Genomic DNA, 23,095 nt, shown 5'->3' with positions numbered 1-23,095 from the left:
TTGCGGGCCGTCTAAATCTTCAGTGCAACATAATGACGAAGAAACCATGACTGTGGATGCACCTTTTCATCAGATCACCGAAAATCGTGCCGCGCGCTGGCTTGTGACGGTGGATCACGCCACCAATCGTGTGCCCGATTGGGTGGGGGGCGGCGATCTGGGGATCGCGCCCGCCGAGATGGGGCGCCACATCGCCTATGACATCGGGGCACTTGGTCTGGCGCAAAAATTGGCCACGCATCTGGAGGCGCCGATCATCTGGTCCGATTTCTCGCGGCTGGTGATTGACCCGAACCGGGGTGAAGACGATCCCACTTTGGTCATGCAACTCTATGATGGCACAGTGATCCCTGCGAACCGGGGCATATCGGCGGCGGGCATGGAAGAACGCCTTGCGCGGCTGCATCGGCCTTATCACGACGCGTTGGAGCTTTTGGCGGCGCGTTCCTCCGATACGGTGATTTGCGCCATCCATTCGTTTACGCCGCGGTTGCGCGGGCGTGCGCCGCGCCCGTGGGAGGTCGGCATCCTGCATTCGCATCTTGATAGCCGTTTGGCGCTCCCGCTGATTGCGGCGCTTGAGGCAGAAGGGATCTGTGTAGGCGACAATGAACCCTATACCGGGCATTTGGTGGGCGACAGCATCGATCGCCACGCCTTGGGGCCGGGGCGGCCAAATGTGCTGATTGAGCTGCGTCAGGATCTGATTGAGGCCGAATCGGGCCAATCTGATTGGGCCGCGCGGCTCGCGTTCATTCTTGTGGCAACATTGCGGCAGAGCGGCCTTTGAGCGCGAAACAAATGCCGTCTGCGTGCCGCATTGTTTCCATAATTTCCCAATTATCATCCAAGGTTTAGGGTCTTCTTGCCAAAAGTATGGCTGGAAGGTAGCGATTTATTAACGTGTATTTATTGGAGCGTGCCATGGGCAGTCTCATTCTTCTTTCGATGTTCCCTTTCTTGCTCGCTGGTTTGGCCTTCGCGGGGGGCGACGATGACGACGATGGTTCCTCGAACAACGAACAGTCCAACACCGGTCTCGGCGTAACGATTTTCGGCGACGACGACGGGGAATTCATCGGCACCGACGGCAATGATTATATCGACGGTGGCCACGGCAATGACTCGATCCTTGGCGGCGCGGGCAACGACGTTCTGCGCGGCAACCTCGGGGCGGATGAGCTGATTGACACCGCAGGTTCTGACACGCTGCATGGCGGCTATGGCAACGACTTTGTTGCAGCCGTTGATCTGGACGGCAGCGGCGCGGACCTTATTCAAGGCGGCGCGAGTAATGACACGCTGGTTGGCGATGATGGCGATACGCTCGTTGGCGGTGATGGCAGTGACCTCTTTGTGTCTGTTTGGCAAAGCGGCGATGACCCTGTCATCGTTTCCGATTTCACGCCGGATGAGGATCAGGAGTTCATCCTCGGCGTGAGCTCTTACACACCCGGCACGCCCTTCACCTTGCAAGATGTCGATGGCGGCGCGTCGCTCAGCTTCGGCGGGGAGACCGTGGCCTTCTTTGATGGCGGTTCGGCCGCCGATCTGGATGGGCAGGTTTCGCTAACCATCGAAGATGATGACACAACCGTCATCTATCCGACTTTGGTTGGCGCACAGCAGCAGGCTGGCCTGCAAATGGTTGGCACCAACGGGGCTGACAGCCTGACCGGCACCGAATTCGATGATGATATCGCAAGCTGGCTTGGGGCCGATTTCATCGAGGGGCTTGGCGGCGATGACCTGCTCAATGGCGGTTATGGCTTCGACACCCTGTTTGGCGGCGATGGCAATGACACGCTTTTGGGCGGCGGCAACGGCGATACGCTTTACGGCGAAGCAGGCGATGACAGCCTCGAGGGCGGTGACGGCGATGATTATCTGATCGGCAACACCGGCAATGACATCTTGGACGGCGGCGCTGGGGATGACAACCTCGATGGGGGCAGTGATACAGACCTCCTTCTCGGCGGTGCTGGCAATGACCTGCTCAATGGTTACACCGGTGGCGATCTTCTCAACGGCGGCGATGGCGATGACACGCTGAACGGCGGCGCTGACAATGATGTGTTGGTCGATACTGCCGGGAACAACCTGCTTGATGGCGGCACAGGCAATGACACGCTTGCTGCGAGGGGCGGCATGAATACCTTGCTTGGCGGCGATGGCGATGATTTCCTTGGCGCGCTTGGCGAAGCGTCTGCATCCGGTCCGTCGATCCTTGATGGCGGTGCTGGCAATGACACGCTCGCCGGTGAGGATGGGGCGCTGTTGACGGGGGGCAGCGGGAACGACACCTTCCTGGCCGCAACCGATGAGCCTGACACCTACGATCTAGTCCATGTGACTGATTTTGAGGTGGGCAGCGATGCTGTCGAGGTGCTGACCGATAGTTTGGCTGGCACGGTGACGACCTCGGCTTATGGCAGCAATAGCACGCTGATCAGCTATAACGGCAAAGCGCTGATGGTCATCGACGGGGTCGACCCGGCGCAATTCCCGGTCACGAGCGTCACCGTGCGCTTGGTGGAATCAGCCTGAGGCTTTCGCGCTTAGGGCATTGCCACAGCCTCTCGCGCCTTTGGTGCGAGAGGGGTTTCAAAGCGATCTGTCTTTTGCGATCTGTCGGTTGGGTGTCCGGTCGATCTGAAACCTTGCAAGGAGGACAGGGTCAATGTTTGCACTGATCCTCTCTTTAAGCTGCGCAATCGTGATTGTGCTTTGGGTCGAGTTGCGGCGGCTGTTTGCACGGCGTGCTGCACAGTATCAGGCGTTTGAACCCCTCGAGCCCTTGAAGCCACGGCGCAGCGCGCGTCTCAGAGCAACTCCATCGGCGCGGCGTGTTGAGGATGTGCCGCTTGAGGCCTTGCCGCGGATCACGGGCTTTCGGCCGGGCGATGTGATCGAACTGGCGATCGAAGGGCCAGTGCCCCGCGCAGAGGATTTGCAATTTGAGCAAATCGGGCGCGATGTGCGTTTGCTGATCGAGGGGTTTCCCGCTGTGATCGTGGAAGCCACGCACGCAGCCTTGCTGCATCCCGCCGTGATCCGGTTTCGCAGCGCCTAGGCGCGCTGCCGTATCTCCATAAAAAAAGGGGCAGCTCCGTCAGGAACTGCCCCTTTCTTGTTGTCGCATCGGATTAGCTGTCGTGGCCGATTTGCGGCACCGGGTGGTAGATGTTGTTGCGGTTTTCATGGTTGAGCAGGAAATGCTCCGCATTCCGGTCGCCATCGCGACGGGCATCGCTGATTTGGGTGAGTTCTGCGGAGGTGAAGGCCGACGCATCCAGACCAAGCTGCGCGGCAAGCTGCGATTTGCCATCCGAGGCGGCGGCATCTTTGGCGAGGTCGCCACGCTCAAGCAGATAAGCGTAGGTCGATTGGTCGCCGGCATCGCGCGCGGCCAGAAGTTCGTGCAGTTCGGTCGCGCTATAGGCGCCCGCATCAAGGCCAAGGTAGTCGGCAATTTGTTGCAGGCCTTGGCGCGGTTCGGCGGCGCTGGCAAAGCTGGTGCCAAGTGCAAGGGCGACGGCGGCGATGGCTACGGTGTTACGCATGATGTTCTCCAGTTTTCTATATCTATCAGTGTGTTAGGTTTGTTTGACGGCTCGTTTCGTCTTCATGAGGAAGATATAGGACTGTGCGAATGGACTGTAAATTTATCTAATTAATCCAACTAATGTGCAAAAATGAACCAAAATCGCACGTTTGTGAGCGATGGTATACGGAACCAATTCGGGCCGCTTCCGTTTGGGTGCTCGCCTTCGTCAAGGTGCGGGAGGGGCGTCGCCGCCTGAGGCCTCATAGGGCCGCAATAGGCAGAATGGCGCGGAATGCACTGCCTAGGCGAAGGCAGCTTCTGTCTGCAGGTGGGCAGAAGTCGCGCATCAGGGAGAAGAGGCTCAGCCCTGACGACTCGCCTGTCACCAGCGCTCAATCCGCGCGGTGCGGGGATCGGTGTGGAATGCGTCGCGCGTGCGGGGCGCACTCGTCACGGCAATCGGATCTGCGCTGCGACGCTTGAGCGGAGGCTTCTCACCATGATTGACGTATTGCGCTTAGCGGCGATCCGGCTTCGCAGCGCGTGGGGTCTATGGGGCCTAAATGCAAAAAGGGCAGCCCCGTGAGGAGCTGCCCTTTTGGTTGTCTGTGATCTCAAATCAGCTGTCGCGGCCGATTTGCGGCACCGGATGGTAGATGTTGTTGCGGTTTTCATGGTTGAGCAGGAAGCGCTCCGCATTCCGGTCGCCATCGCGGCGGGCTTCGCTGATCAGCGTCAACTCGTTCGAGGTGTATTCCGACGGGTCAAGCTTCAGCTGCGCCGCGAGTTGGGATTTACCCGCCGAGGTGGCCGCATCTTTGTTCAGGTCGCCACGCTCAAGCAGATAAGCGTAGGTCGATTGGTCGCCGTCTTTGCGCGCCGCGAGCAGTTCGTGCAGTTCGGTCGCGCTGTAGGCGCCCGCATCCACGCCCAGATAGGCCGCGATTTGTTTCAGGCCTTGGTTCGGTTCGGAGGCGCTGGCAAAGCCTGCACTCAGAGCAAGGGCGGCAGCGGCAAGGGCAACAGTGGTACGCATGATATTCTCCAGTTCTCTATATCTATCAGTGTTTTAGGTCGGGTCGGCGGGTTGTTCCGTCGTCATGAGGGAGATATAGGCCTGTGCGTTTGATGTGTGAATTCATCGAAACGCACCATCTATTGTGCGCTGAAAAACCATTGTCGCGTGGATGTGAACTGGAAAAACGGGAACTTTTTTGCCACCGCAACGACCCGTTGCAGCGCATCAATCTGGCAGCGATGGGAAAGGTCAGGTGTAGCCTTCGGTGTCGATATGCACGATCGTGCCGCAATGCTTGCAATGCACCGCATCGGCATCATGCAGCTTGAGCCCGCAGGTGGGGCATTCGTATTTCACCTTGGAGGGGCGAAAGAGCACCTGTGCCAGCCGCAAAAACAGGGTCACGCCAAAGATCATCACCGCCACAGCCAAAAGCCGACCCGAAGTGCCTTGCAGGGTTATGTCGCCAAAGCCGGTGGTCGTGAGCGTGGTCACCGTGAAATAAAGCGCATCGGCGTAGTTTTGGATCTGCGGGTTCGAGGGAAACTGCGTTGCATAGATCAGCCCGGTCATCACAAACAGGAAGACCAGCAGGTTGATCGTGGCCAAAATCACCTCTTCATGGCGGCGAAACGCGCTGAAATCCTGCCGCAGGCGGCTGAGCATCTGATAGGCGTGCAGGAGCCGCAACGTGCGCAGCACCCGCATGAAGCCAAAGCTTTCCCCTGCCACGGGCGCGATAAATGACACCAAAGCCACAAGGTCGGCCCAGGTGGAGAACCGCGCCCAGAACATCAGCTTGCGCGGTTCAATCGCGAAGCGGGCCAGGAAATCGAGCACGATCACCACGCCAATCACCTCATCGGCTGTCTCAACCGCCGCCGTGTGGGGAAAAAAGGAGGTGGTGATGACAAAGACCACCGTCAGCAGGTCAAAGGCCAATAGCCCGTAGCGAAACGCATGGGCGCGTTTCGAATTGCCAAAGTAGAGTTTTCTCAGTGTCTTCAGCATGCCCACCTCTGAAGACAGGCTAAAACACCCTTGCGCAGTTGCCAACTGCGCCTTTCCGCCCCTTCCCCCGAAGGGCCATTTCCCCTATCTAGCCACCAAACCCTCATTCCCAAAGGTGCGCGCATGGCTTCCTATCAATATGTCTACCACATGGATGGTGTCTCCAAGACCTATCCGGGTGGCAAGAAATGCTTCGAAAACATCCGCCTGAACTTCCTGCCCGGCGTGAAAATCGGTGTGGTCGGTGTCAACGGCGCCGGTAAATCGACGCTTCTGCGCATTATGGCGGGCTGGGACAAGGATTTCTCTGGCGAGGCTTGGGCCGCCAAGGGCGCCAAGATCGGCTACCTGCCGCAAGAGCCGCAGCTGGATGAAAGCCTGAGCGTGCGCGAAAACGTCATGCTCGGTGTCGCGGAAAAGACCGCGAAAATCGCGCGCTACAACGACCTCGCGATGAACTACTCGGACGAGACCGCCGAGGAAATGGCGCAGCTTCAAGATGAGATCGACGCCGAGAACCTTTGGGATCTCGACAGCCAGATCGACGTGGCGATGGAAGCCCTGCGCTGCCCGCCCGATGATGCCAATGTCGCGACGCTTTCGGGCGGGGAACGCCGCCGGGTGGCTTTGTGTAAGCTGCTTCTTGAAGCGCCCGACATGCTGCTGCTCGACGAACCGACCAACCACCTTGACGCCGAAACCATCGCTTGGCTGCAAAAGCACCTGATCGAATACAAAGGCACGATCCTGATCGTCACCCACGACCGGTATTTCCTTGACGACATCACCGGCTGGATTTTGGAACTCGACCGTGGCCGGGGCATCCCCTACGAGGGCAACTATTCGAGCTGGCTGGAGCAAAAGGCGAAACGCCTTGAGCAAGAAAGCCGCGAGGATAAAGCCAAGCAAAAAGTGCTGGCGAAAGAACTTGAGTGGATCCGCGCCGGGGCCAAAGCCCGTCAGGCCAAGTCGAAAGCCCGTATCTCGGCCTATGAGAAAATGGCCGATCAATCCGAGCGCGACCGGATTTCGACCGCGCAGATCATCATTCCGAACGGGCCGCGCCTTGGCGGCAAGGTGATCGAGGTCGAAGGTCTGGCCAAGCACTACAATGACCGCCAGCTGATCGAAAATCTGTCCTTCAGCATCCCGCCGGGGGCGATTGTGGGTGTGATCGGGCCGAACGGCGCGGGTAAATCCACGCTTTTCCGGATGATCACCGGCCAAGAAACCCCCGATGCCGGCGACATCAGCTATGGTGATACGGTGAAGCTCGCCTATGTGGACCAGTCGCGCGACGCGCTCGATGCCAATAAAACCGTTTGGGAAGAGATTTCCGGCGGGGCGGAACTGATCGAGCTTGGCGACGCGCAGGTGAACTCGCGCGCCTATTGTGGCGCCTTCAACTTCAAAGGCGGCGATCAGCAAAAGAAAGTGGGCCTTTTGTCGGGCGGGGAACGCAACCGCGTCCATATGGCAAAACTGCTCAAATCGGGCGGCAACGTGCTGCTGCTCGACGAACCGACCAACGACTTGGACGTGGAAACCCTGCAAGCGCTGGAAGCGGCGATCGAAGATTTCGCCGGCTGCGCGATCATCATCAGCCACGACCGCTTCTTCCTTGATCGTCTGTGCACGCATATCCTTGCCTTTGAAGGCGAGGCGCATGTCGAGTTCTTCGAGGGCAACTTCGAAGATTACGAAGAAGACAAAATCCGCCGCCTCGGCCCCGATGCGGTGGAGCCGAAGCGCGTGAAGTACAAGAAGTTTACGAGGTAACTACGCGAAGGCTGAGGGGGCGTAGTCAGTGCGCCCCCTCGCCCACTTCACGATCTTATCCTCCATGCGCACGTTCTTCAGCATGGAGTACTTTTCAAGAAGAGGTTTTATTTTTTCGCCTCGTGGAGATATTCCATTGATGAAAAGAAGAAGAGCCTCATCATCCGAAAGTTGTGCCCGAACTAGGTTTGTATAGAAGCGTTTGTCATCAACGTCGCTCCGGTCAACTAGTTTCAGGATATTGTACAAAACTCTAAAATAGTGCCCGAGTTCTGACGCGTGTTTCTTATAGAAATCCTCGTAAGCTACCTCTGAAGAACCTACGCTCTCTGCCTCCATCGTTTGATAATATCCTGCCGTTTTGAGAGGTGAGATGCCCCTTATGCGATCCAAAAATACCGGAAAAACATCTTTGCCCGTGACATCTGGTTTTCCAGTGCTTTTGAGATCCATTCCCGAGACAATCCCATTGAACACGCTCAAGGTTTGAAAAAAGGTTCCCTCAAATATCTGCTTGCGCTGGGATGCCAGTTGGAGTTGCGCCAGTTCTTCCTGATTTTTTAGAAGCTGCTTGGTTCTTTCTAATTCTTCGTGCAATAGCTCGACTTCATGTCGTTGAAGAAAGATAGCATACAAAACTCCAGCAAATGCGAGCCCGGTGAAAAGCGCGTTCACCGCGCCAAATTGATCTCCGAACGTGCCGCGATCGTCTGGGCCATGAAGCGTCCAGCCATATTTAAGATTCGCGACCCACAACAGCAGGACGAGTATGATAGAATAAACGAAGACGAAAATTGTCGGTCTGGACCGAGAGGGCATTTGCGTCACCAAAGCTGTCAACCCGGGGTTAGCGTATCATAGGAGAAACGTGTGTCTACAATCGTCCTCATCCACATCGTCCCCTCCCTCCCCGACGCCGCCTTGGCCCGGATGCGGTTGAGCCGAAACGGGTGAAGTACAAGAAATTCACGCGCTAAGCGCCGTTTTGACATCATGCCAAAAGCCGCGAGGGGAACCCTTCGCGGCTTTTGTGCGTTTGGGTGGCAAGATTAGCCAAGGGAGAGACCCGATGACCAAGATCGCCATTCCGCTGCTGGCCATTTTTGCGCTGACCGCCTGTGAAACCGTCAAAGGCGCTGGGCGCGACATGCAAGCCGCTGGCTCCGCCGTGACGAGCGAGGCCGCCGAGGCGCAAAGCGAGATGTAAGTTCGTTCATTTGCCAAGATGCGCGATGCCCCGGCCTTGTGCCGGGGCTTTTTTATTCTGGATGGTCGCGAAATCGGACGGTGACTGGTCTTCCAGTCGATGCCCCTTATCTTACTCCGCCCAATCCCACGGCACGGTGAATTGCCCCAAGACATGGCGCAGTTTGGCCTCGTCCAACTCGCCGGTGGTGGCGAGTTTCGCGACAAGGCCGCGCTTTTTGTCTTCGACCACCGCCACCACATGCGCGGCCACTTCACCCTCGGCCAAGGCGACGTTCAGCACCCGCGTAATCGCGCGTTTGCGCAGATCGGGTTTGAAGATTTTGCCCACAGCGGTTTTGGGCAGTTCCTCCAAAATCTCGATATGTTTGGGCACGGCGGCGCGTTCGTGGATGTGGCGTTTGGCGTGGGCGGCAAGCTCATCCAGCGTGACGCTTGCACCTGCCACCAGCTCCACATAAGCGCTGGGCAATTCGCCCGCAAAAGCATCGGGCTGGCCAATGGCGCCCGCAAAGCTGACCGCCGGATGGCTCAGCAGCGCCTCTTCAATCTCGGCGGGGTCGATGTTGTGGCCGCCGCGAATGATCAGGTCTTTCGCCCGCCCGGTGATCCACAAATAGCCATCGGGGTCGAGCCGCCCCAAGTCGCCGGTGCGCAAGAAACGTTCTTCGGCGAAAAGATCGTGGTTCTTGTCCACCTCGGTATAGGTCGAGCCCTCAAACACGCCGGGGTTGGCGACGCAAATCTCGCCCACCTCATCGACGCCGCATTCGTCAAAGCCGGTGTCTGTCTGGCGCAAAATCCGCACATGGGAATAGGGCAGGGGCAGGCCGACCGATCCCACCTTTTTCACGCCATCGACCGGGTTCACCGCGACCAAACAGGTGGCTTCGGTCAGCCCGTAACCTTCGCAAATTTCGACCCCAGTCGCCTCTTTGAAACGGTTATAAAGCTCTATCGGCAAGGGGGCCGAGCCAGAAATCGCGGTGCGCAGGCTAGAGATATCCGCATCCACCTTGCGCTGCATCAGCGCGGCAATCGCGGTGGGCACGGTGATCAGAAAGCTCACTTGCCAGCGCTCCACCAGCTTCCAGAAATTGTCAAAGACGCCCTCGCCGCGATAGCCCGCAGGGGTGGGGAAGACGACATGCGCGCCCGAGGCAATGGCCGACATCAAGATCGGATAGGCTGCAAACACATGGAAGAGCGGCAGCGGGCAGATCATCACGTCTTTATGGTCAAACAATAGCGTGCCGCCGAGCCAGCCGTTATAGACCATGCCCGAATACTTGTGCTGTGCGACCTTGGGCATCCCGGTCGTGCCGCCGGTGTGGAAATAGGCGGAAACACGGTCGCCCGTGGCATCGTCAAACACCAGATGATCGGCGGGCATGCCATCACAGGCGATGTTGAAGCAATAAACGTCAGCATGGTGCTTCAGATGCGTTTTCGGGCGGATAAAGGGCACGATTAGCTTTTTCGCCCCGGTCAGGTAGCGGTTGAGGTCGACCTCCAGCACCACTTTGACGTTCGGCGCGTGTTTCACCGCCTCTGCCGCCTTTTGCGCGACATCGGTTTTGGGGAAACTTTTCAGCGTTACCAGAACTTTGGCCTTGGTTTCGCGCAAGATCGCGGCGACCTGTTCAGCCTCCAAAAGCGGGTTGATCGGGTTCACGATCCCGGCGACCGAGCCCGCCAACAACACCACCGCCGTTTCAAGGCAGTTGGGCAGCAGGTAGGCGACGGTATCATCTTCTTGCACGCCAAGGCTGCGCAGAAGGTTCGCGGCTTGCGTCACACGGGCATGCACCTGATCCCATGTCCATGTCACCGCCGGGTCTTTGGGCCCTGACGTGATCTGGAAGGTCAGCGCCGGGCGCGCGCCATGCTGCGCTTTCACCCGAGAGAGGAAATCATACATCGTCAGCGCGCGGTCACGTTCTTCCCACGGCATCTGCTGCTCGACGCGGTCCCGGTCGGCCACGGTCGCAAAAGTCTCGGTCATGATCTTCCTCCCCGGCCCGTTCCTCTGCGGACCTTGAACCCAGAATGCCGGAAAAACGAGCAATTGGGCAAGGGTGGGCGGCGGCAAAACGTCACGTAATCACCCGATGACGCGGCGAAAACCTGTTTTCAGCCAATCGCAAAAGGGCGTTACTCTTCACCACCTTGGGTGAATTGCAACCGCGCGAGCCGCGCATAAAGCCCGCCTTCGGCCACCAGCGATTCATGCGTGCCTTGGGCAATGATCTCGCCTTGGTCAAAGACCACGATCCGGTCCGCTTTCTTCACAGTGGCCAGACGGTGCGCCACAATCAGCGTGGTGCGATCGGCGCGCATTTCGTCAAAGGCGGCCTGCACCGCGCGTTCCGAGGCGGCATCCAGCGCCGAGGTCGCCTCATCCAGCAGCAAGATTGGCGCGTCGCGCAAAATCGCCCGCGCGATCGCGATACGTTGCTTTTGCCCGCCAGACAGCATCACGCCACGCTCGCCCACATAGGTGTCAAAGCCCTGCGGCAGGGCGGAGAGGAAATCATGCGCATGGGCGGCGCGGGCGGCCTCCTCCACCTCGGCATCTGTCGCATCGGGGCGCCCAAAGCGGATGTTCTCGCGCGCCGTGGTGGCAAAGATCACCGGGTCTTGCGGCACAAGTGCAATGGCCCGGCGGAAATCAGCGCGTTTGAGGCTGCGCAGATCTTGCCCATCAATCAAAATGCGGCCCGTTTCGGGGTCATAGAACCGCAAGATCATCTGAATGATCGTCGTTTTCCCCGCGCCCGAGGGGCCAACCAGCGCCACCGTTTCCCCCGGTTCAATCGAAAGATTGACCGTGTTCAAGGCCGACATTTCAGGCCGCGACGGGTAATGGAAGGTCACATTGTCAAAGGTGATCGCGCCTTTTGCGGGCAAGGTCAGCGCTTTGGGCTCAGCCGGGTCTTGCACCGAATCCTCGGAATTGAGCAGTTCCACCAGACGCTCGGTCGCACCTGCGGCGCGCAAAAGCTCGCCCCAAATCTCGCTCAGCGCACCCACGGCGGCAGAAACCATCACCGCATAAATGACGAACTGGACCAGTTCGCCCACCGTCATTGCGCCCGCACGGACGTCGCGCGCGCCGATCCACAACACTCCAACGATCCCGGCAAAAACCAAGAAAATCACCAGCGCCGTCATGACTGCGCGCATCGTGATCCGGGCCGAGGCCACGCCAAAGGCTTTCTCTGTCACATCGGAAAAGGCGGCGCGGGTGCGCGGCTCATGGGTGAAGGCTTGCACCGTTTGCACCGACAAAAGCGCCTCAGAGGCGGAGCCGGAAGAAGAGGCGATCCAATCTTGGTTTTCACGGCTCAGTTTACGTAGCCGCCGCCCCATGATGATGATCGGCACCACCACAAGCGGCACGATCAAAAGCACCAACCCGGTCAGTTTGGCCGAAGTGAGCATCAGCATGATCAACCCACCGATCAAAATCAGCAGGTTGCGCAGCGCGACCGAAACGGAAGAGCCGATCAGCGATTGGATCAAGGTTGGGTCGGTGGTGATCCGCGAGATGATCTCGCCGGTCAGGATCTTTTCGTAAAAGGCAGGCGAAAGGCCAATCACCCGGTCAAACACCGCTTTGCGAATATCGGCCACAACCCGTTCGCCAAAACGCGACACAAGCCAGTAGCGCACCGCTGTGCCAAGCGCCAAAAGCGCGGCGATGATGTGGGCGGCGAGGAAATATTCGTCGAGCAGTTCACCGCCCGATTGGAAGCTATCCACCACGCGGCGCACCGCCACCGGCAAGATCAGCGTCACGCAAGCGGTGGCCACAAGGGCGGCCAGCGTGGCCAAGGCCATCATCTTGTAGGGGGCAAGGAAGGGCGCAAGGCCCCTTAATCCGGCGACGCGTTTGGTCTTAGGACGGTCTTCCAGCGGGGCTTGCGGACTGCGGGCCATCGTCTCTCCCTGATGCGTTTGATCTCGTTTAGGAGCGGCTTGACCACAGGGCAAGGCTCTTGTCGGGTCACCCGTCGGGCACACGCAGCTGTGAAAGGCAAAACGGCGGGAAGGAAAGTGGTGCGGGCGGCCTGCACCCGCGATATGTCGCAACCTGTTTCAGGTTGACTCTGATATGCCGAAAACCCCAATGGAATAAAGGTTTTTCCGTCTCACCGTGTTTCAGCCGCAGCCCTTGCAGCGCGCTCTCATTGTGGGGCTGAGTGTGGGGCTGAGAATGGCGGCGACCAATAAGCTGACAGCAATCACGATCAGAAACGCCGCCCCGGGCCGATATGGCGACGGCGGCGGGCTCTATCTCGACAAGACGGAAGACGGGGGCAAATGGCTCTACCGATACACGTTCGGCGGCAAGCGCCGCGACATGGGGCTTGGCACACTCTCTGCGGTGACGCTGGCTCAGGCTCGTAAGGAGCGTGACAAATGGGCCGCGCTGCTCGCATCAGGACAAGACCCGATCACGGCCCGCAGGCGCGAGCGGGAGGCCGAGGCGAGTAGGGATGACCCGACGCTGGAGGATTTAGTGCAGACCACATTCGAGGCCATCAAGCACACGCTCAAGGGCGAGGGGGAGGCGGGCAGGTGGCTCTCACCGCTGCGCGTGCATGTGCTGCCGAAGATCGGCAAGCGCCCAGTATCCACGCTTGGGGCTGCTGATTTCGTTCGGGTGCTGCAGCCGATCTGGCGGGCCAAGCCATCCACGGCCGAAAAGGCGTTTCATCGCCTGCGGCTTTGCTGCCGGAAGGGGAAGCGCATCGGATACAGTATCGACCCAGATGCGCTAGAAGTGGCGCGAGAGATGATGGGGGCGCTGCACATCGAGCCCGAGCACATCGAGGCCACCAGATGGCAGGATGCTCCGGCGCTCTTCGAGCGGTTGCGCGGCGATACATCGGGGCTGATGTGCCTGCGTTTCCTGCTATTGACCGTGGTGCGCGGCGATGCAGCGCGCGGGGCACGTTTCAGCGAGATCGAGGGGAATGTGTGGACCGTGCCAAAAGAGCGGGTGAAGGGGCAGCTGAAAGCGGTTGACGATTTCCGCGTGCCGCTCTCGGTGCAGGCGCTCGCAATTGTCGAGGAGGCGCGGCACCTGACGAACGATCCGGTGGATGGGCTTTTGTTCCCCGGAGATCGCGGTGCTGTAATAAGCCAAAACGCGCTGCTCAAGGCCATCAATAAGGCCGGGGAGGCGGGGCGCCCGCATGGCTTCCGCACCACGTTTCGGACATGGGTGCAAGATAAGCTTGACGGATCGTATGACATTGCGGCCGAAACCGCGCTGGGCCATGTCGTCGGCGGGAAGGTTCGTCGCGCTTATGCCCGCTCCGACTTGCTGGACCAGCGGGCAGCGCTTATGCAGCGATGGGCGGACTATGTGACGGGGGAGGTTGCACAGGTTGTGCCGCTGAGGGCGGGGATTGCGCCCTAATCGGTTCCTCGGGATTTCCCAGCCCGATGATACCCTTCTCCACCGTCTCAACCCTGTGCCTCTATCTCGACTGCCTACAGTGCGGGCATTGTGGCAAAGGGCGGATAGCTGCCTTTCGCGGCGTCCAGGGCCAACGACAGCGAAACCCGGAACGCACTCGCTCCCTGCGCTGTATTTTACGATGAGGGTCCGTGCCGGAAGTCCATCGCTCACTAACAGCACTTGCCCAGATAAAATTATATAGAAAAACCATTGAAGAAATGACCGTGATTGTCAGTTGACCAGTTGACACTTGGGGCGCTCGAAGGGGGGCGACCAAGACCTGAAGCGAACTGCCTGGCCTCTTAGAAAGCACACTTCTCAGCCCTTTCTCGCGCGGCGCCGTGGCTGCTTCACATTTCCAGGGAGAGCGTGTGGATTTTATGAACCAGGTCGACAGAGACACTCGTGCTGCGCGATAGTGACCGATTGACAAAATTCGTCGCGCCGCTGTTTAAGTGGCGTAGAAGTGGAGGTGTGTTTGACTTTTGATGATGACATTCCCGCAAATTGCCCGCCGATGACCGCTTTGCCTGTCTCTGCTGGAGATGAGTTCTACCGCGCAGTAGAAAGCAATGAAATTGCAGAAGAAGATTTCCAGTCATGGGTAAATCTTGGGCTGCGCCCGCGTACGGAAAGCAGGTGCCAGTGTTGGGGGCTGTCAGTCTGGAGAGACCTGGACGCAGTCAATCACGCGCGTGACATCACACCTTCCCTTGCTGAGAAATATATCGCCAAAGGCTCACTAGACGTCGGCGATGGCGTGTGGGAGCCCACGCCGAGCAGGCCGCAGCCCAAGCACTGTACATTGTGGAACGATTTGACCTGCGACATGCCCTCCAAGTTCAAGGTTATTATGCCTCCGGTTGAGGAGGGCTAAAGCATTGGCACAATGGGAATTCGGCCTGAATCGCCATGGCACCTTGACTGTAGATACTTTCGAGGTCGGCGAGGTTTTGTATGAATTTGATGAGCCCCTCATTTTTCGAGCAAAAGTGGGCCCTTTGGATTGCCTTCTGAATAAGGTTTCATCGAGAAACGGCGGGTCATACTATTTAGCAGCAGAAACCAAAGATGATATAATTTCTGCCTTGAAAGATGGAAATATATCTGTGAGGGGCGCTTTTCTCTCTAAAAGCTACTGGATATTTTTCTGGAGATTTGGGTCAAAAGAGTTGGCTTATTGGCGCATAGATCATTCTGATTTGCCTAAAAAGTTTCTTCCAAAAACTCAGCGCCCTCTATATTACTGGCAAAATCCTGCGCCAGACAGCCTTGCACAAGCTGAATCTATATTTTCAATTAAGTTCTCTGGTCAAAATCTTAACGACAAATCCATTTCGCTAGGTCGATTGAGGTCTCTTGTGGACAAAAGCTTTGTTACAGTTAGGGCGCTTTTGACCCCCTTGGAGCTACAAAATAGTAGGTCAAGCACGTTGGATTTTGATTGCCAAATTGCATTGTCTTCATTTGTGGTGGCGGTCAAGTCTCCTATTGTGAATATGCAGGCGGTGCGACGCCGTAGCGAGCTTAGTGACCTCACCCAGGAGGGAATTGAAAGCGGCGTCAGATATCAAGGATATATTCTCGGTGAAAAGATCAAGGAGATGTCGAAGGCGGCAACTGTAGAGGGTGAGATGGAAAAGTATGCGGCAGAGAATTTTCTACTAACTGCTGCATTGAGCGAACTAATGCCCAATGAAGACAGTTTTTTCGATGCTGTCGAGTTTAGCGCTTCGCAAGGAAAGTCTGTCAATGTGGTAACCTTCAAGCGGGAAGCCGCAATTGCTGTGAAATCGGCCCTTGTGGACATTGAGAGTCGCCCGATCATCGAAAAGGGAAAGATAGTAGGGGGCTCCGAAAAAACTAGGACTGTTCGAATAATGTCCTTCCGCGGAAGGCAGGTCACATGCAAATTCTCACCTGAGCAGTTTGAACTGGTGGCCCCAGAGGGAAAGCTGGATTTGAGCCGCTACTTGAGTATGCGCGGTATCCTAACGCGACGAGAGCGCGTAGACTATATGCAGGTGCAAGAGTTTGAATTTTTTAACCCCAAAACTTTAATATGAATGAGGGTTGTTGGGATTTATTTTGAAGCGAAGGTGTCAAAGGCATCATGTATTTATAAATCTAGTTTCGGATGGTTTCACTCCATGGGGATCTTATATTATTTCCTGGCATCTCAGTTGTCGCCGCCGTCTACCTGGCATTCGCTCACGCAGAGGTGACCGGCAGCTTTGGGCTAACCAATGTGCCCCTCACTTAGCGCTTGCCGCGCCGCCACTCGGACGGCATGACAAACTGACTTGCCCAGATGCCACGCCCCTCAACTCGGGCGCGGTTCTCTGCGGGCACATATTGGGTGCCGTAACGCCGATAAGCCACCGCCCAGCCGTGCTCGACCATCCAGCCACCAATATCCTCCCCGCGCAGATAACAGGTCGCGATTGCGCGGCCATAGCGATCAGTGCCGCTCACATCGCAAGAGACCGGCGCGCGTCCGATCTTGTCGGCAAGCGCAAAGGCGGCATCCTTCCCGCAATTCCATTGGCTTCCGTCTGGCAAGGTGCAGCGTTGGCGGCTTTCAATCGCGTCCATCGCGCTCAGTCGAATGCGGGTGCCGTGAATCTCGATGGTATCGCCATCGATAACAGAGGCCGTGCCTGTCAGGGTGCCGCCGAACGCCGGCACTGATAATAGTGTGATGATCAGCGCGACCGCTTGAAATCTCAGTGGCAATGCACCTTCCCTGCTTTTCTGTCCATGTGGCAGCACTGTCCAGCAGGTGAGCTTTTGCGGCAGCCGCCTCCATGCTCGACAAGGCCGTCAAATCCCTGATTGTCGGAAAACGCCATGCCCGGTGCGGGACAAATCAGGGCGCATGCAAGAAGGACGCGGGCTATCATCACAATATCTCCACTGGTCAAAACGCTGATCGATTGTAACAGTATCTTACCGAGGAGCATAACAATAACCGGGCGCGGCGACCACCTGCCTGCAGATTTGGACACATGACACTCTGGCGCAAAGCCGCGCGAGTGGATTGCGCCCTGATCGGTTTCTCGAGATGATCGCGCCCCATGACAGCCCTCTCCACCGTCTCCACCCTCCGCCTCTACCTCACCTGCCGACAGTGCGGACACCACGGCAGCATCCGCCTTCGCGAGCTTGCCGAGCGCACGCCGGATCGATCGGTTGAGGATGTGGTGAACTGCGCCAAATGCGGTGCCTGCGGGGCGCGAGGGCAGCATGACATGCGGCTGGCGTGGTGTCTCACGGACGATATGCAAGCCTAGTGGAAGAATCTGGGCGTATTTCTAAAAGCACCCAGTCAACCGAAAACCGCACGATGAGAAGGTGAAAATTCCGTTGACGCGCGCTCAACCGGGACAGAAATTACTGACACGCGCCAAACCCTGCATGGAGACAGTTTTAAAATCAGGGTCGAACAGGGCGCAAAGAGTGCTCGAAGGGCAGTGAGGTCCGAATTCGCTTACCCCTCGAGCTTGTTGTCAACCGGAGCGCCTTTCGGCTTGCCTCCCGTCAACTGGCAGATTGTCAGTTGTAATACGGGTTTTCAAGTCAGAAAGGCCTCTATGCCCGACGGGCAAAAGGAGGCCCCAAAATGGCCAAGAGAAGAACGACCCGCATCCTAACCTTTGCGGATGCCGTGAACATCCAAACCTTGATCATTCAGGGAGAGATGCAACACAGCATTGCCGCGCTTTACGGCGTAAATCAGGGACGGATCAGCGAGATCAACACCGAAAAGCGGCACCGAGGTAGTCGTGTCGAGGCGCTGCGGCGGCTGCATGCTTGAAAACTTGGGGTGCCTTAGGGCGCCTCGCTGTCCCATTGAAGACGCCACACAAAACAAAGGATCGGAAAATGCAGCCCATAAAAGGCGAAGGCACTCTTGAGTTTGAAGATGGAGATATTTTCCACGTTTACGTGGATTTACGGCCTCTTCCCGGAGGGGGCAAAACAGCACTGGACGGCATCGCGAGGAGCAATGAAGTGTTCAGAATCGGTATGAAAACCGGATTGCCGGTGCTTCATTGCGGCACGAAGAAAATTCGCGTTTCTATCGGTCACGTCTCATCCGATGGAACCGCCGTATTGAGATCTAGCGGCAGCCTATTGGAATAGGGGCTCGGAGAGCGCGCCTTGCGTTATCAATTCAGCGGCACCATGATTCTGACGGGCGAAACTGACAAGCGCGCGGAAAATTCTCTCAGCGGCGTCTGCCGTAGCAGCTTTCGCCAGGACCTCGAAGCCCGCGTCCGGATCAATCGACGAAGAAGAGCAGATGAAAAAGCCTTCAGACCCGCCTAGACCATGCGCGCCCGCTTGACGGTAGAACATTTTCGATAGCGGCGTTACAAAAATTGTATCGTCGCACACGGTTTCAGAAAGGTAGATGTCGTCCATGACTGGCATAACCTCCCAAAAATACAGACTGAATCACGATCCACGCATGTCAGCCAACCAGTTGGCGGAGTATACTTTAGCTTCGCCGACCCGTCGACAGACGATTCTTCGCAATGCCAAATATTCGCCAACCTTTCTGGTGACAAGGTATGGTGCAGCGAAATCTGCAATCTGTGATTACTTGGCCGACGATACCAGGCAACCGAGCCAGCTTGCGCTGGCGGAACAACTCCAGATCGACCTGAGTAAGTCCGATGGAACCGCGTACTCCAAGAACGACGCCGCGCTTTCGGCAGAGGCCATCTCAAACTTTCGAGGCATGATCGGCCCGAATTTCCTAAAAGGCCTCACGTTCACAGTGAACACCAGTCAACTACCGAAGCTCCCAATTGCTGGCGTTGATGTGAGCGTGAACTTAGACCTCGTATCGCGGAACATCGGCAAGGGCCGTGTCGGCGGCGTTCTTCTGCAGACGTCTAAAGCTGTCGCCTCAAAGGGTTGGCGCGAAGATCACAGCAAATGCGTCTCTTCATTGGTGTGGATGCTGGCGAGCAAGCATCTACAGTCGCTTGGTGAGGTCGATAGAAAGCTCTGTCTTGCGATTGATGTATTTGCGATGAAGACTACGCCAGCGCCATCCAACTACAAGCGCACGCTTGCAAATATTGAGGCGAGCTGCGCCGAGATCGCGATGTTTTGGCCGCACATAAGCCCTCCATCCGATTTTGATGGCGCATAATGCAAGACACAGTACGCCAAACAATTGGAAGCATAGTAATTGCATGGAACCGCGCCGAAGACGCCGTCGCCAGCATGGCAGCGCTCTATTTGGACGTGGATGCACTGACCTTTGACTTGCTGGTCAAGCCATTGCGGCCTCAGGATCGCGAAAAGCTATTGCGAGCAGTTGTCGGCGCAAAGGAATTTGATCGCGAAATCGTCGCGGAGGTAGATCAGGCAATAAAGCGATCACAGATTTGCCGAGAAAATAGGAACAAGATCCTGCATCGGATGGGCGAACTCGATGGAAATCTTACGCCCGAAAGCGAGGCCCAGTTAAATAGGGTTCTCTCGGAAATCTCGCGCGAGTGCGTCTACCTCGATGCCCTTAAACTCCAGATCGCCGCTGTCTTTTTTGATCGCACATCACGAGAAGTGCCCGACGACGGAGGCGGCACAGGTGACGATGAGCTCAGACCGGTCTTAGCATTTATTCCGCCCGAAAGGCCTGCAAACCCAAAGGCGCTCAAATTCGAGCATCTAGAGGTTCAGCCGAAATATATGGAGTGATCGGCCTGGCGCATCATATCGCCCCACCTCCCCCTCACCTCATCGCCCGTGCCCAGCCTTGCAGCGTCACGAGCTGTGCGCGGTAGCGTTCAGTATCGCCTCACCTCACGACCTCCCTTACCGCGACCAACTTCGCATTCGCACAGAGCCGCCCCGCGCGTTCCGCAGCTGCGGCGCGCATCAACCTCTGCTCGGTATCCGGCAGCCCACCGGTCCAACCCGGGCAAGGCGTCAGATCGAGCCCGGCCAATGGCGGCGGCGCGGGGTCAGGGCCACAGGCGGCCAGCAGCAGTGCGCAGATATTCGCTAAGCGGCGCATCGCCCCCCTCCATTTGTTCGAGCTGGAGATCGAGCGCGGTGGCTTCCTCTCGCAGCCGCGCTTGGGTTTCGTCTGACCGGCGCCGGATCTCGGCCGCTTCGGCATAGGCGGCCACCCTGCCCTGCGCGGCCACCAGATCGGCCCGCGTGGCGGCGAGGTCAGCGCGCAGGCTGGCGTAATGACCCCAAGCCAATGCGCCGCCGAGTGCTGCGGCGATGGCGAGCCAAAGCCACCACAGCCGCAGCAGAGCGCGCAGGGTCATGTCGCCAGCACCGCAAAGGGCGTCACCGGATAGACCCGCCACGGGTCCAGTTCCGGCGGGCAAGTCCCCATCGGGCAGACGCAGTTGACGTGATAGCCGGGCACCGCCGCGCTGATCGGCGCGCCTTCGGCATCCACCTCGCCCGTGGCCTCGCTCACCGGCATCGGGCACGGGTTGAGGATCTCCAAGCCCGGATAGCGCGGGGTTTCCCCATCGGTTTCATAAAGAGCGGCCAGCGCTTCGGCTTCATCGGCAAAGGTCAGGTAGATCATGCCGTCACCTCGATCAGCTGGGCCTCGGTCAGAAGGTAGGGGTAAATGATGATGCTTTCGAGCAGGAGGAGGGCGGGGCGATTTCCTCCAACCGAACATGCGAGCCTCATGTTTACCGGGAGAGCAAACGAAACTGTGCTGTCCTTTGCGCCAGCAACGCCATTTCTGGCTACTTGGAAATGGTCAGGTCCAACTGCCATTGCCAGAGCAAAATCATCGCCGCGCTGAGGGCCCCCAGCGACCACAAAGGTCGCCTGCTCTAACCCGTTATCGTAAGCCTCGGCCTGAAACGCATTCGCCGATCTGCGCCACATGAAGTGCTGTCGAGTGAGGTCGTCTTCCGCGTCTAGTTGGACAACCCGGTCAAATGGTCCGGCGGCCACGTCGAGCCGCCCTTTTGCGACGAGCGTATAACCATCGCCGAGATAGAACCCACTGAGATCAATGGGCGCGACAATATCTCCAGCGCGGGTAGTGGCTACCCCAGACTGCGGAATGTAGGATGTTGCCCCGGCCCCGGCTTCAAGCTGCGCCATTGTGAAGTATAGCGTCTGACCAGCAGACACCCGGATTATCATTTTCTGGGTGGTTTCTGTCGCGACGGACACCTTTACGGCGTGGTCGTAACCCTCGCTTTCAAGCAGCGTTCTATCTGCCGATTGTCCGGTCAGGTAGATGGAGCTATCGCCACCACCACCGCGATACCACAACTGCATTGCGAACGAGTCTATAGCGCCAACCGTAACTGACGAGTTAATCCAAACGTCCGTGGTGCCAGCAGAGTTATCGACCTTAATAACCTTGCCGGACGTGACAATTTCGGACAGGCCAGCGGCTGCTAGTTCTGCGCTGTCATCAACCAAACTCCAGACGCCGTTTTCATCCCCAGTCTTGGTAAAGCCTGCGGTGTTTGTCGGGTTTGTGTAAGCCGTCAGCAAATTGGTGCGACTCCCCTCCAACAGCAGCGCCTTTTTCCCGGTCGAGAAGTCAAAGCGCGGCACATCGACCGCGGCTGTTTTGATCGTGCCATCCGCGCCCAGATAGGTCGCCACGCTGGCGCGGGAGAGCGAGATCAGATCGGCAAAAGATTTCGTTTGCAGGCTCATGCCGCATACCTTTCGTTTGTGAAGTCCAAGATCAGCGCAGGGGTGGCTGGCAGGAACGGCGGTTCCTTCCACCAATCCACATCGGCCAGATACGTCTCGCGCGCGACGTCGAGCACGAGACAGGGCGGATCATCGCCAGAGGTGTAGGACGGATACCACCAGGTCTCATCCGCGACGTAGACCGCGTTTCGGAAGTCGAGCCCGAGGCAGGGCTGCAGATCGCCGACGCGGTAACTTGGCCGCGCCGAGACAAACCCACCGCCGATGCTGACGAGCCCAAGCCCGCCAAGTCCCATCAGCCCCATCATCACTGCCACCCCGTCAGGCCCTCGGCCGTGGTGCCGGTGTCCCAGATGCGGCGCGCCCAGATCGAATGCTGCCCGATAGGCAGCTCGCCGGTGGTGCAGATCGCGCCGGTGCGGGCATGGGTGTAGCGCACCGTGCCGCCATTCACGCCGATGGTGACGGCGCGCACCGGCACCGCCAGATCTTCGGTGTCGCTCGGCACAATCGGCGCCGCCCCCAGGGAGGGGCCGTTGATGCCGGGATCATGAAGTGCAAACGGATCAGACATGATCGGCCCCCCTATTTCTTGCCCCAGAGCGCCATCACGCCCCCGGAGGCGAGGAGCGCGCCGACAAAGACGCCCGCCAGCGTCTCGATATTGATCGAGAGAATGCCGGTCGCGGCGTCATAGCTGAGCCCCCAACCCGCCCAAGCCGCGGGCATCGCGGCGAGGAGCGACGAGAGCGCGTAAAACACCACGCGCGCCCAAACGATATTTTCCATGATCAGCCTCCTTTCAGGCTTCGTTGTGCGAGAGCGGCCCGCCCGAGGCGGACAGCTCGATGGGTTTTCCGGTGACGGGGAGAGCGTCTGGCCAGCGCGCCGTGAGCAGACGCGCCTTGGAGATCCGCGTGACGCTCACCGCGTTTGATTGATTGCCGCCAAGCACGTGATAGGCGCCGGCCTCCTCGCCCCAGTAAAAGCCGACATGCCCCTGCCAACCCGCGCGCGACCCGCGCCAAAAGGTCAGCACGGACCCAAAGACCGGCGCACAGGCCTTGCCAAAACCGCCCCAGGCGCGCGCACCAAGCGGATTGTCGGGCAGCACCTCACCGGGCAGCGCCGAGCGAATGCAGGTGGCAACAAAAGCCCCGCACCAGGGGATTTCGCGCGGGTCGATCCAGTTGACCGCCTTGTCAAACCACGCCTTCAGCCGTGCCGTGTCGCGGGCCTCATGAATGCCGAGCATCCGGGACGCCTCGGCCATCCAGGGAATATCGGCGCGCGCACGTTGCTGCGCGCCGCCCATCAGCGCGGCCTCGGTGAGCGGGCCAAAATAGGGCCGCGGCGTAAGCCCGACACTGCGCTTGAACGCGGT

The 23,095-nt window shown here is 58.2% G+C and carries 27 protein-coding genes; 12 read left to right on the top strand and 15 right to left on the bottom strand.

Going from position 1 to position 23,095, the window contains the following annotated elements:
* The first annotated feature begins 46 nt into the window (after positions 1 to 46).
* From CRO18_RS15610 to CRO18_RS15600, 3 genes are all read left to right on the top strand, one after another.
* Positions 47 to 790 carry an N-formylglutamate amidohydrolase gene (locus tag CRO18_RS15610; protein WP_097082833.1) on the top strand — a complete coding sequence of 248 codons (744 nt, stop codon included), beginning with the start codon at positions 47 to 49 and terminating at the stop codon, positions 788 to 790.
* 134 nt (positions 791 to 924) lie between these two features.
* Positions 925 to 2,547, top strand: a complete 1,623-nt coding sequence (locus CRO18_RS15605; protein WP_097082832.1) for a calcium-binding protein — start codon at positions 925 to 927, stop codon at positions 2,545 to 2,547.
* A 133-nt stretch (positions 2,548 to 2,680) separates the two neighbouring features.
* Positions 2,681 to 3,073 carry a hypothetical protein gene (locus CRO18_RS15600; protein ID WP_097082831.1) on the top strand — a complete coding sequence of 131 codons (393 nt, stop codon included), beginning with the start codon at positions 2,681 to 2,683 and terminating at the stop codon, positions 3,071 to 3,073.
* A 73-nt stretch (positions 3,074 to 3,146) separates the two neighbouring features.
* Here the strand turns inward: CRO18_RS15600 and CRO18_RS15595 are convergent, their stop codons facing one another.
* From CRO18_RS15595 to CRO18_RS15585, 3 genes are all read right to left on the bottom strand, one after another.
* Positions 3,147 to 3,563, bottom strand: a complete 417-nt coding sequence (locus CRO18_RS15595) for a hypothetical protein (protein WP_076483857.1) — start codon at positions 3,561 to 3,563, stop codon at positions 3,147 to 3,149.
* A gap of 603 nt (positions 3,564 to 4,166) precedes the next feature.
* On the bottom strand, positions 4,167 to 4,583 hold the full coding sequence (locus CRO18_RS15590; RefSeq protein ID WP_097082830.1) for a hypothetical protein: 417 nt from the start codon (positions 4,581 to 4,583) through the stop codon (positions 4,167 to 4,169).
* A 231-nt stretch (positions 4,584 to 4,814) separates the two neighbouring features.
* On the bottom strand, positions 4,815 to 5,576 hold the full coding sequence (locus CRO18_RS15585; protein WP_083951933.1) for an ion transporter: 762 nt from the start codon (positions 5,574 to 5,576) through the stop codon (positions 4,815 to 4,817).
* Positions 5,577 to 5,699: 123 nt separating this feature from the next.
* Here CRO18_RS15585 and ettA point away from each other — a divergent pair, with 123 nt between their 5' ends.
* The gene (gene ettA, locus CRO18_RS15580) at positions 5,700 to 7,355 is read left to right on the top strand and encodes an energy-dependent translational throttle protein EttA (RefSeq protein ID WP_076483855.1); all 1,656 of its coding nucleotides are present in this window, start codon (positions 5,700 to 5,702) and stop codon (positions 7,353 to 7,355) included.
* Here ettA and CRO18_RS15575 read toward each other — a convergent pair whose 3' ends face one another.
* Entirely contained in the window at positions 7,356 to 8,111 is a 756-nt protein-coding gene (locus CRO18_RS15575) for a putative phage abortive infection protein (protein ID WP_170952707.1), read from the bottom strand.
* 313 nt (positions 8,112 to 8,424) lie between these two features.
* Between CRO18_RS15575 and CRO18_RS15570 the strand changes: the two genes are divergently transcribed.
* Positions 8,425 to 8,562 (top strand): entericidin A/B family lipoprotein, encoded by a 138-nt coding sequence (locus CRO18_RS15570; protein WP_076483853.1) that lies wholly within the window; start codon positions 8,425 to 8,427, stop codon positions 8,560 to 8,562.
* Between the two features lie 111 nt (positions 8,563 to 8,673).
* Here CRO18_RS15570 and CRO18_RS15565 read toward each other — a convergent pair whose 3' ends face one another.
* On the bottom strand, positions 8,674 to 10,566 hold the full coding sequence (locus tag CRO18_RS15565) for an acyl-CoA synthetase (protein WP_097082828.1): 1,893 nt from the start codon (positions 10,564 to 10,566) through the stop codon (positions 8,674 to 8,676).
* Positions 10,567 to 10,715: 149 nt separating this feature from the next.
* A complete protein-coding gene (locus CRO18_RS15560) occupies positions 10,716 to 12,503 on the bottom strand; it encodes an ABC transporter transmembrane domain-containing protein (protein WP_097082827.1) in 1,788 nt (595 codons plus the stop codon).
* Between the two features lie 277 nt (positions 12,504 to 12,780).
* Here CRO18_RS15560 and CRO18_RS15555 point away from each other — a divergent pair, with 277 nt between their 5' ends.
* The 3 genes from CRO18_RS15555 to CRO18_RS18675 all read left to right on the top strand — a co-directional run bounded on the left by CRO18_RS15555 (position 12,781) and on the right by CRO18_RS18675 (position 16,100).
* Positions 12,781 to 13,992 (top strand): site-specific integrase, encoded by a 1,212-nt coding sequence (locus CRO18_RS15555; RefSeq protein WP_143128665.1) that lies wholly within the window; start codon positions 12,781 to 12,783, stop codon positions 13,990 to 13,992.
* Between the two features lie 520 nt (positions 13,993 to 14,512).
* Entirely contained in the window at positions 14,513 to 14,911 is a 399-nt protein-coding gene (locus CRO18_RS15550) for a hypothetical protein (RefSeq protein ID WP_143128664.1), read from the top strand.
* A 4-nt stretch (positions 14,912 to 14,915) separates the two neighbouring features.
* Complete coding sequence (locus tag CRO18_RS18675) at positions 14,916 to 16,100, top strand: hypothetical protein (RefSeq protein WP_143128663.1); 1,185 nt, start codon at positions 14,916 to 14,918, stop codon at positions 16,098 to 16,100.
* 193 nt (positions 16,101 to 16,293) lie between these two features.
* Here CRO18_RS18675 and CRO18_RS15540 read toward each other — a convergent pair whose 3' ends face one another.
* On the bottom strand, positions 16,294 to 16,770 hold the full coding sequence (locus CRO18_RS15540; RefSeq protein ID WP_097082823.1) for a thermonuclease family protein: 477 nt from the start codon (positions 16,768 to 16,770) through the stop codon (positions 16,294 to 16,296).
* An 886-nt stretch (positions 16,771 to 17,656) separates the two neighbouring features.
* Between CRO18_RS15540 and CRO18_RS15530 the strand changes: the two genes are divergently transcribed.
* Both CRO18_RS15530 and CRO18_RS18670 read left to right on the top strand, forming a co-directional pair.
* On the top strand, positions 17,657 to 17,851 hold the full coding sequence (locus CRO18_RS15530; RefSeq protein WP_097082821.1) for a hypothetical protein: 195 nt from the start codon (positions 17,657 to 17,659) through the stop codon (positions 17,849 to 17,851).
* Between the two features lie 68 nt (positions 17,852 to 17,919).
* Complete coding sequence (locus CRO18_RS18670) at positions 17,920 to 18,180, top strand: hypothetical protein (RefSeq protein ID WP_143128661.1); 261 nt, start codon at positions 17,920 to 17,922, stop codon at positions 18,178 to 18,180.
* Here CRO18_RS18670 and CRO18_RS15525 read toward each other — a convergent pair.
* Positions 18,169 to 18,462 carry a hypothetical protein gene (locus CRO18_RS15525; protein ID WP_097082820.1) on the bottom strand — a complete coding sequence of 98 codons (294 nt, stop codon included), beginning with the start codon at positions 18,460 to 18,462 and terminating at the stop codon, positions 18,169 to 18,171. The genes CRO18_RS18670 and CRO18_RS15525 overlap by 12 nt on opposite strands.
* Between CRO18_RS15525 and CRO18_RS15520 the strand changes: the two genes are divergently transcribed.
* Together CRO18_RS15520 and CRO18_RS15515 are read left to right on the top strand one after the other, a co-directional pair.
* Positions 18,461 to 19,201, top strand: coding sequence for a hypothetical protein (locus tag CRO18_RS15520; RefSeq protein WP_097082819.1), 741 nt, complete (start codon positions 18,461 to 18,463; stop codon positions 19,199 to 19,201). The genes CRO18_RS15525 and CRO18_RS15520 overlap by 2 nt on opposite strands.
* On the top strand, positions 19,201 to 19,752 hold the full coding sequence (locus tag CRO18_RS15515) for a hypothetical protein (protein WP_097082818.1): 552 nt from the start codon (positions 19,201 to 19,203) through the stop codon (positions 19,750 to 19,752). Before CRO18_RS15520 ends, CRO18_RS15515 begins: the two co-directional genes overlap by 1 nt.
* Before the next feature lie 266 nt (positions 19,753 to 20,018).
* On the opposite strand, the gene CRO18_RS15510 is transcribed toward CRO18_RS15515, so the two are convergent.
* The 7 genes from CRO18_RS15510 to CRO18_RS18910 all read right to left on the bottom strand — a co-directional run.
* Positions 20,019 to 20,333: a hypothetical protein gene (locus CRO18_RS15510; RefSeq protein WP_097082817.1), complete on the bottom strand. Its 315-nt coding sequence runs from the start codon at positions 20,331 to 20,333 to the stop codon at positions 20,019 to 20,021.
* On the bottom strand, positions 20,330 to 20,605 hold the full coding sequence (locus CRO18_RS15505) for a hypothetical protein (RefSeq protein ID WP_097082816.1): 276 nt from the start codon (positions 20,603 to 20,605) through the stop codon (positions 20,330 to 20,332). The genes CRO18_RS15510 and CRO18_RS15505 overlap by 4 nt, the downstream gene beginning before the upstream one ends.
* On the bottom strand, positions 20,602 to 21,711 hold the full coding sequence (locus CRO18_RS15500) for a hypothetical protein (RefSeq protein ID WP_097082815.1): 1,110 nt from the start codon (positions 21,709 to 21,711) through the stop codon (positions 20,602 to 20,604). Before CRO18_RS15500 ends, CRO18_RS15505 begins: the two co-directional genes overlap by 4 nt.
* Positions 21,708 to 22,019: a hypothetical protein gene (locus tag CRO18_RS15495; protein WP_097082814.1), complete on the bottom strand. Its 312-nt coding sequence runs from the start codon at positions 22,017 to 22,019 to the stop codon at positions 21,708 to 21,710. Before CRO18_RS15495 ends, CRO18_RS15500 begins: the two co-directional genes overlap by 4 nt.
* Complete coding sequence (locus CRO18_RS15490; RefSeq protein ID WP_097082813.1) at positions 22,019 to 22,285, bottom strand: hypothetical protein; 267 nt, start codon at positions 22,283 to 22,285, stop codon at positions 22,019 to 22,021. Before CRO18_RS15490 ends, CRO18_RS15495 begins: the two co-directional genes overlap by 1 nt.
* A gap of 11 nt (positions 22,286 to 22,296) precedes the next feature.
* Entirely contained in the window at positions 22,297 to 22,500 is a 204-nt protein-coding gene (locus CRO18_RS15485; RefSeq protein WP_076484706.1) for a hypothetical protein, read from the bottom strand.
* 13 nt (positions 22,501 to 22,513) lie between these two features.
* Positions 22,514 to 23,095: peptidoglycan-binding protein (locus CRO18_RS18910; RefSeq protein WP_097081114.1), on the bottom strand; the 582-nt coding region annotated here is incomplete at its 5' end.

This window comes from Rhodobacter sp. JA431 (genome assembly GCF_900217725.1).
GTDB lineage: Bacteria > Pseudomonadota > Alphaproteobacteria > Rhodobacterales > Rhodobacteraceae > Rhodobacter > Rhodobacter aestuarii.
The sequence above is the reverse complement of the archived record's forward strand: the minus strand, read 5'-3'. Positions and strand labels throughout refer to the sequence as shown.

Bases quoted from the DNA above. Each gene is read 5' to 3' on its own strand.
- CRO18_RS15570 (WP_076483853.1), top strand. From the start codon at position 8,425: ATGACCAAGATCGCCATTCCGCTGCTGGCCATTTTTGCGCTGACCGCC.
- CRO18_RS15530 (WP_097082821.1), top strand. From the start codon at position 17,657: ATGGCCAAGAGAAGAACGACCCGCATCCTAACCTTTGCGGATGCCGTG.
- CRO18_RS15500 (WP_097082815.1), bottom strand. From the start codon at position 21,711: ATGAGCCTGCAAACGAAATCTTTTGCCGATCTGATCTCGCTCTCCCGC.
- CRO18_RS15595 (WP_076483857.1), bottom strand. From the start codon at position 3,563: ATGCGTAACACCGTAGCCATCGCCGCCGTCGCCCTTGCACTTGGCACC.
- CRO18_RS15605 (WP_097082832.1), top strand. From the start codon at position 925: ATGGGCAGTCTCATTCTTCTTTCGATGTTCCCTTTCTTGCTCGCTGGT.
- CRO18_RS15485 (WP_076484706.1), bottom strand. From the start codon at position 22,500: ATGGAAAATATCGTTTGGGCGCGCGTGGTGTTTTACGCGCTCTCGTCG.
- CRO18_RS15520 (WP_097082819.1), top strand. From the start codon at position 18,461: ATGACTGGCATAACCTCCCAAAAATACAGACTGAATCACGATCCACGC.
- CRO18_RS15610 (WP_097082833.1), top strand. From the start codon at position 47: ATGACTGTGGATGCACCTTTTCATCAGATCACCGAAAATCGTGCCGCG.
- CRO18_RS15590 (WP_097082830.1), bottom strand. From the start codon at position 4,583: ATGCGTACCACTGTTGCCCTTGCCGCTGCCGCCCTTGCTCTGAGTGCA.
- CRO18_RS15515 (WP_097082818.1), top strand. From the start codon at position 19,201: ATGCAAGACACAGTACGCCAAACAATTGGAAGCATAGTAATTGCATGG.
- CRO18_RS18670 (WP_143128661.1), top strand. From the start codon at position 17,920: ATGCAGCCCATAAAAGGCGAAGGCACTCTTGAGTTTGAAGATGGAGAT.
- CRO18_RS15490 (WP_097082813.1), bottom strand. From the start codon at position 22,285: ATGTCTGATCCGTTTGCACTTCATGATCCCGGCATCAACGGCCCCTCC.
- CRO18_RS15560 (WP_097082827.1), bottom strand. From the start codon at position 12,503: ATGGCCCGCAGTCCGCAAGCCCCGCTGGAAGACCGTCCTAAGACCAAA.
- ettA (WP_076483855.1), top strand. From the start codon at position 5,700: ATGGCTTCCTATCAATATGTCTACCACATGGATGGTGTCTCCAAGACC.
- CRO18_RS15510 (WP_097082817.1), bottom strand. From the start codon at position 20,333: ATGACCCTGCGCGCTCTGCTGCGGCTGTGGTGGCTTTGGCTCGCCATC.
- CRO18_RS15555 (WP_143128665.1), top strand. From the start codon at position 12,781: ATGGCGGCGACCAATAAGCTGACAGCAATCACGATCAGAAACGCCGCC.
- CRO18_RS15495 (WP_097082814.1), bottom strand. From the start codon at position 22,019: ATGATGGGGCTGATGGGACTTGGCGGGCTTGGGCTCGTCAGCATCGGC.
- CRO18_RS15565 (WP_097082828.1), bottom strand. From the start codon at position 10,566: ATGACCGAGACTTTTGCGACCGTGGCCGACCGGGACCGCGTCGAGCAG.
- CRO18_RS15600 (WP_097082831.1), top strand. From the start codon at position 2,681: ATGTTTGCACTGATCCTCTCTTTAAGCTGCGCAATCGTGATTGTGCTT.
- CRO18_RS15525 (WP_097082820.1), bottom strand. From the start codon at position 18,462: ATGGACGACATCTACCTTTCTGAAACCGTGTGCGACGATACAATTTTT.
- CRO18_RS15505 (WP_097082816.1), bottom strand. From the start codon at position 20,605: ATGATCTACCTGACCTTTGCCGATGAAGCCGAAGCGCTGGCCGCTCTT.
- CRO18_RS15585 (WP_083951933.1), bottom strand. From the start codon at position 5,576: ATGCTGAAGACACTGAGAAAACTCTACTTTGGCAATTCGAAACGCGCC.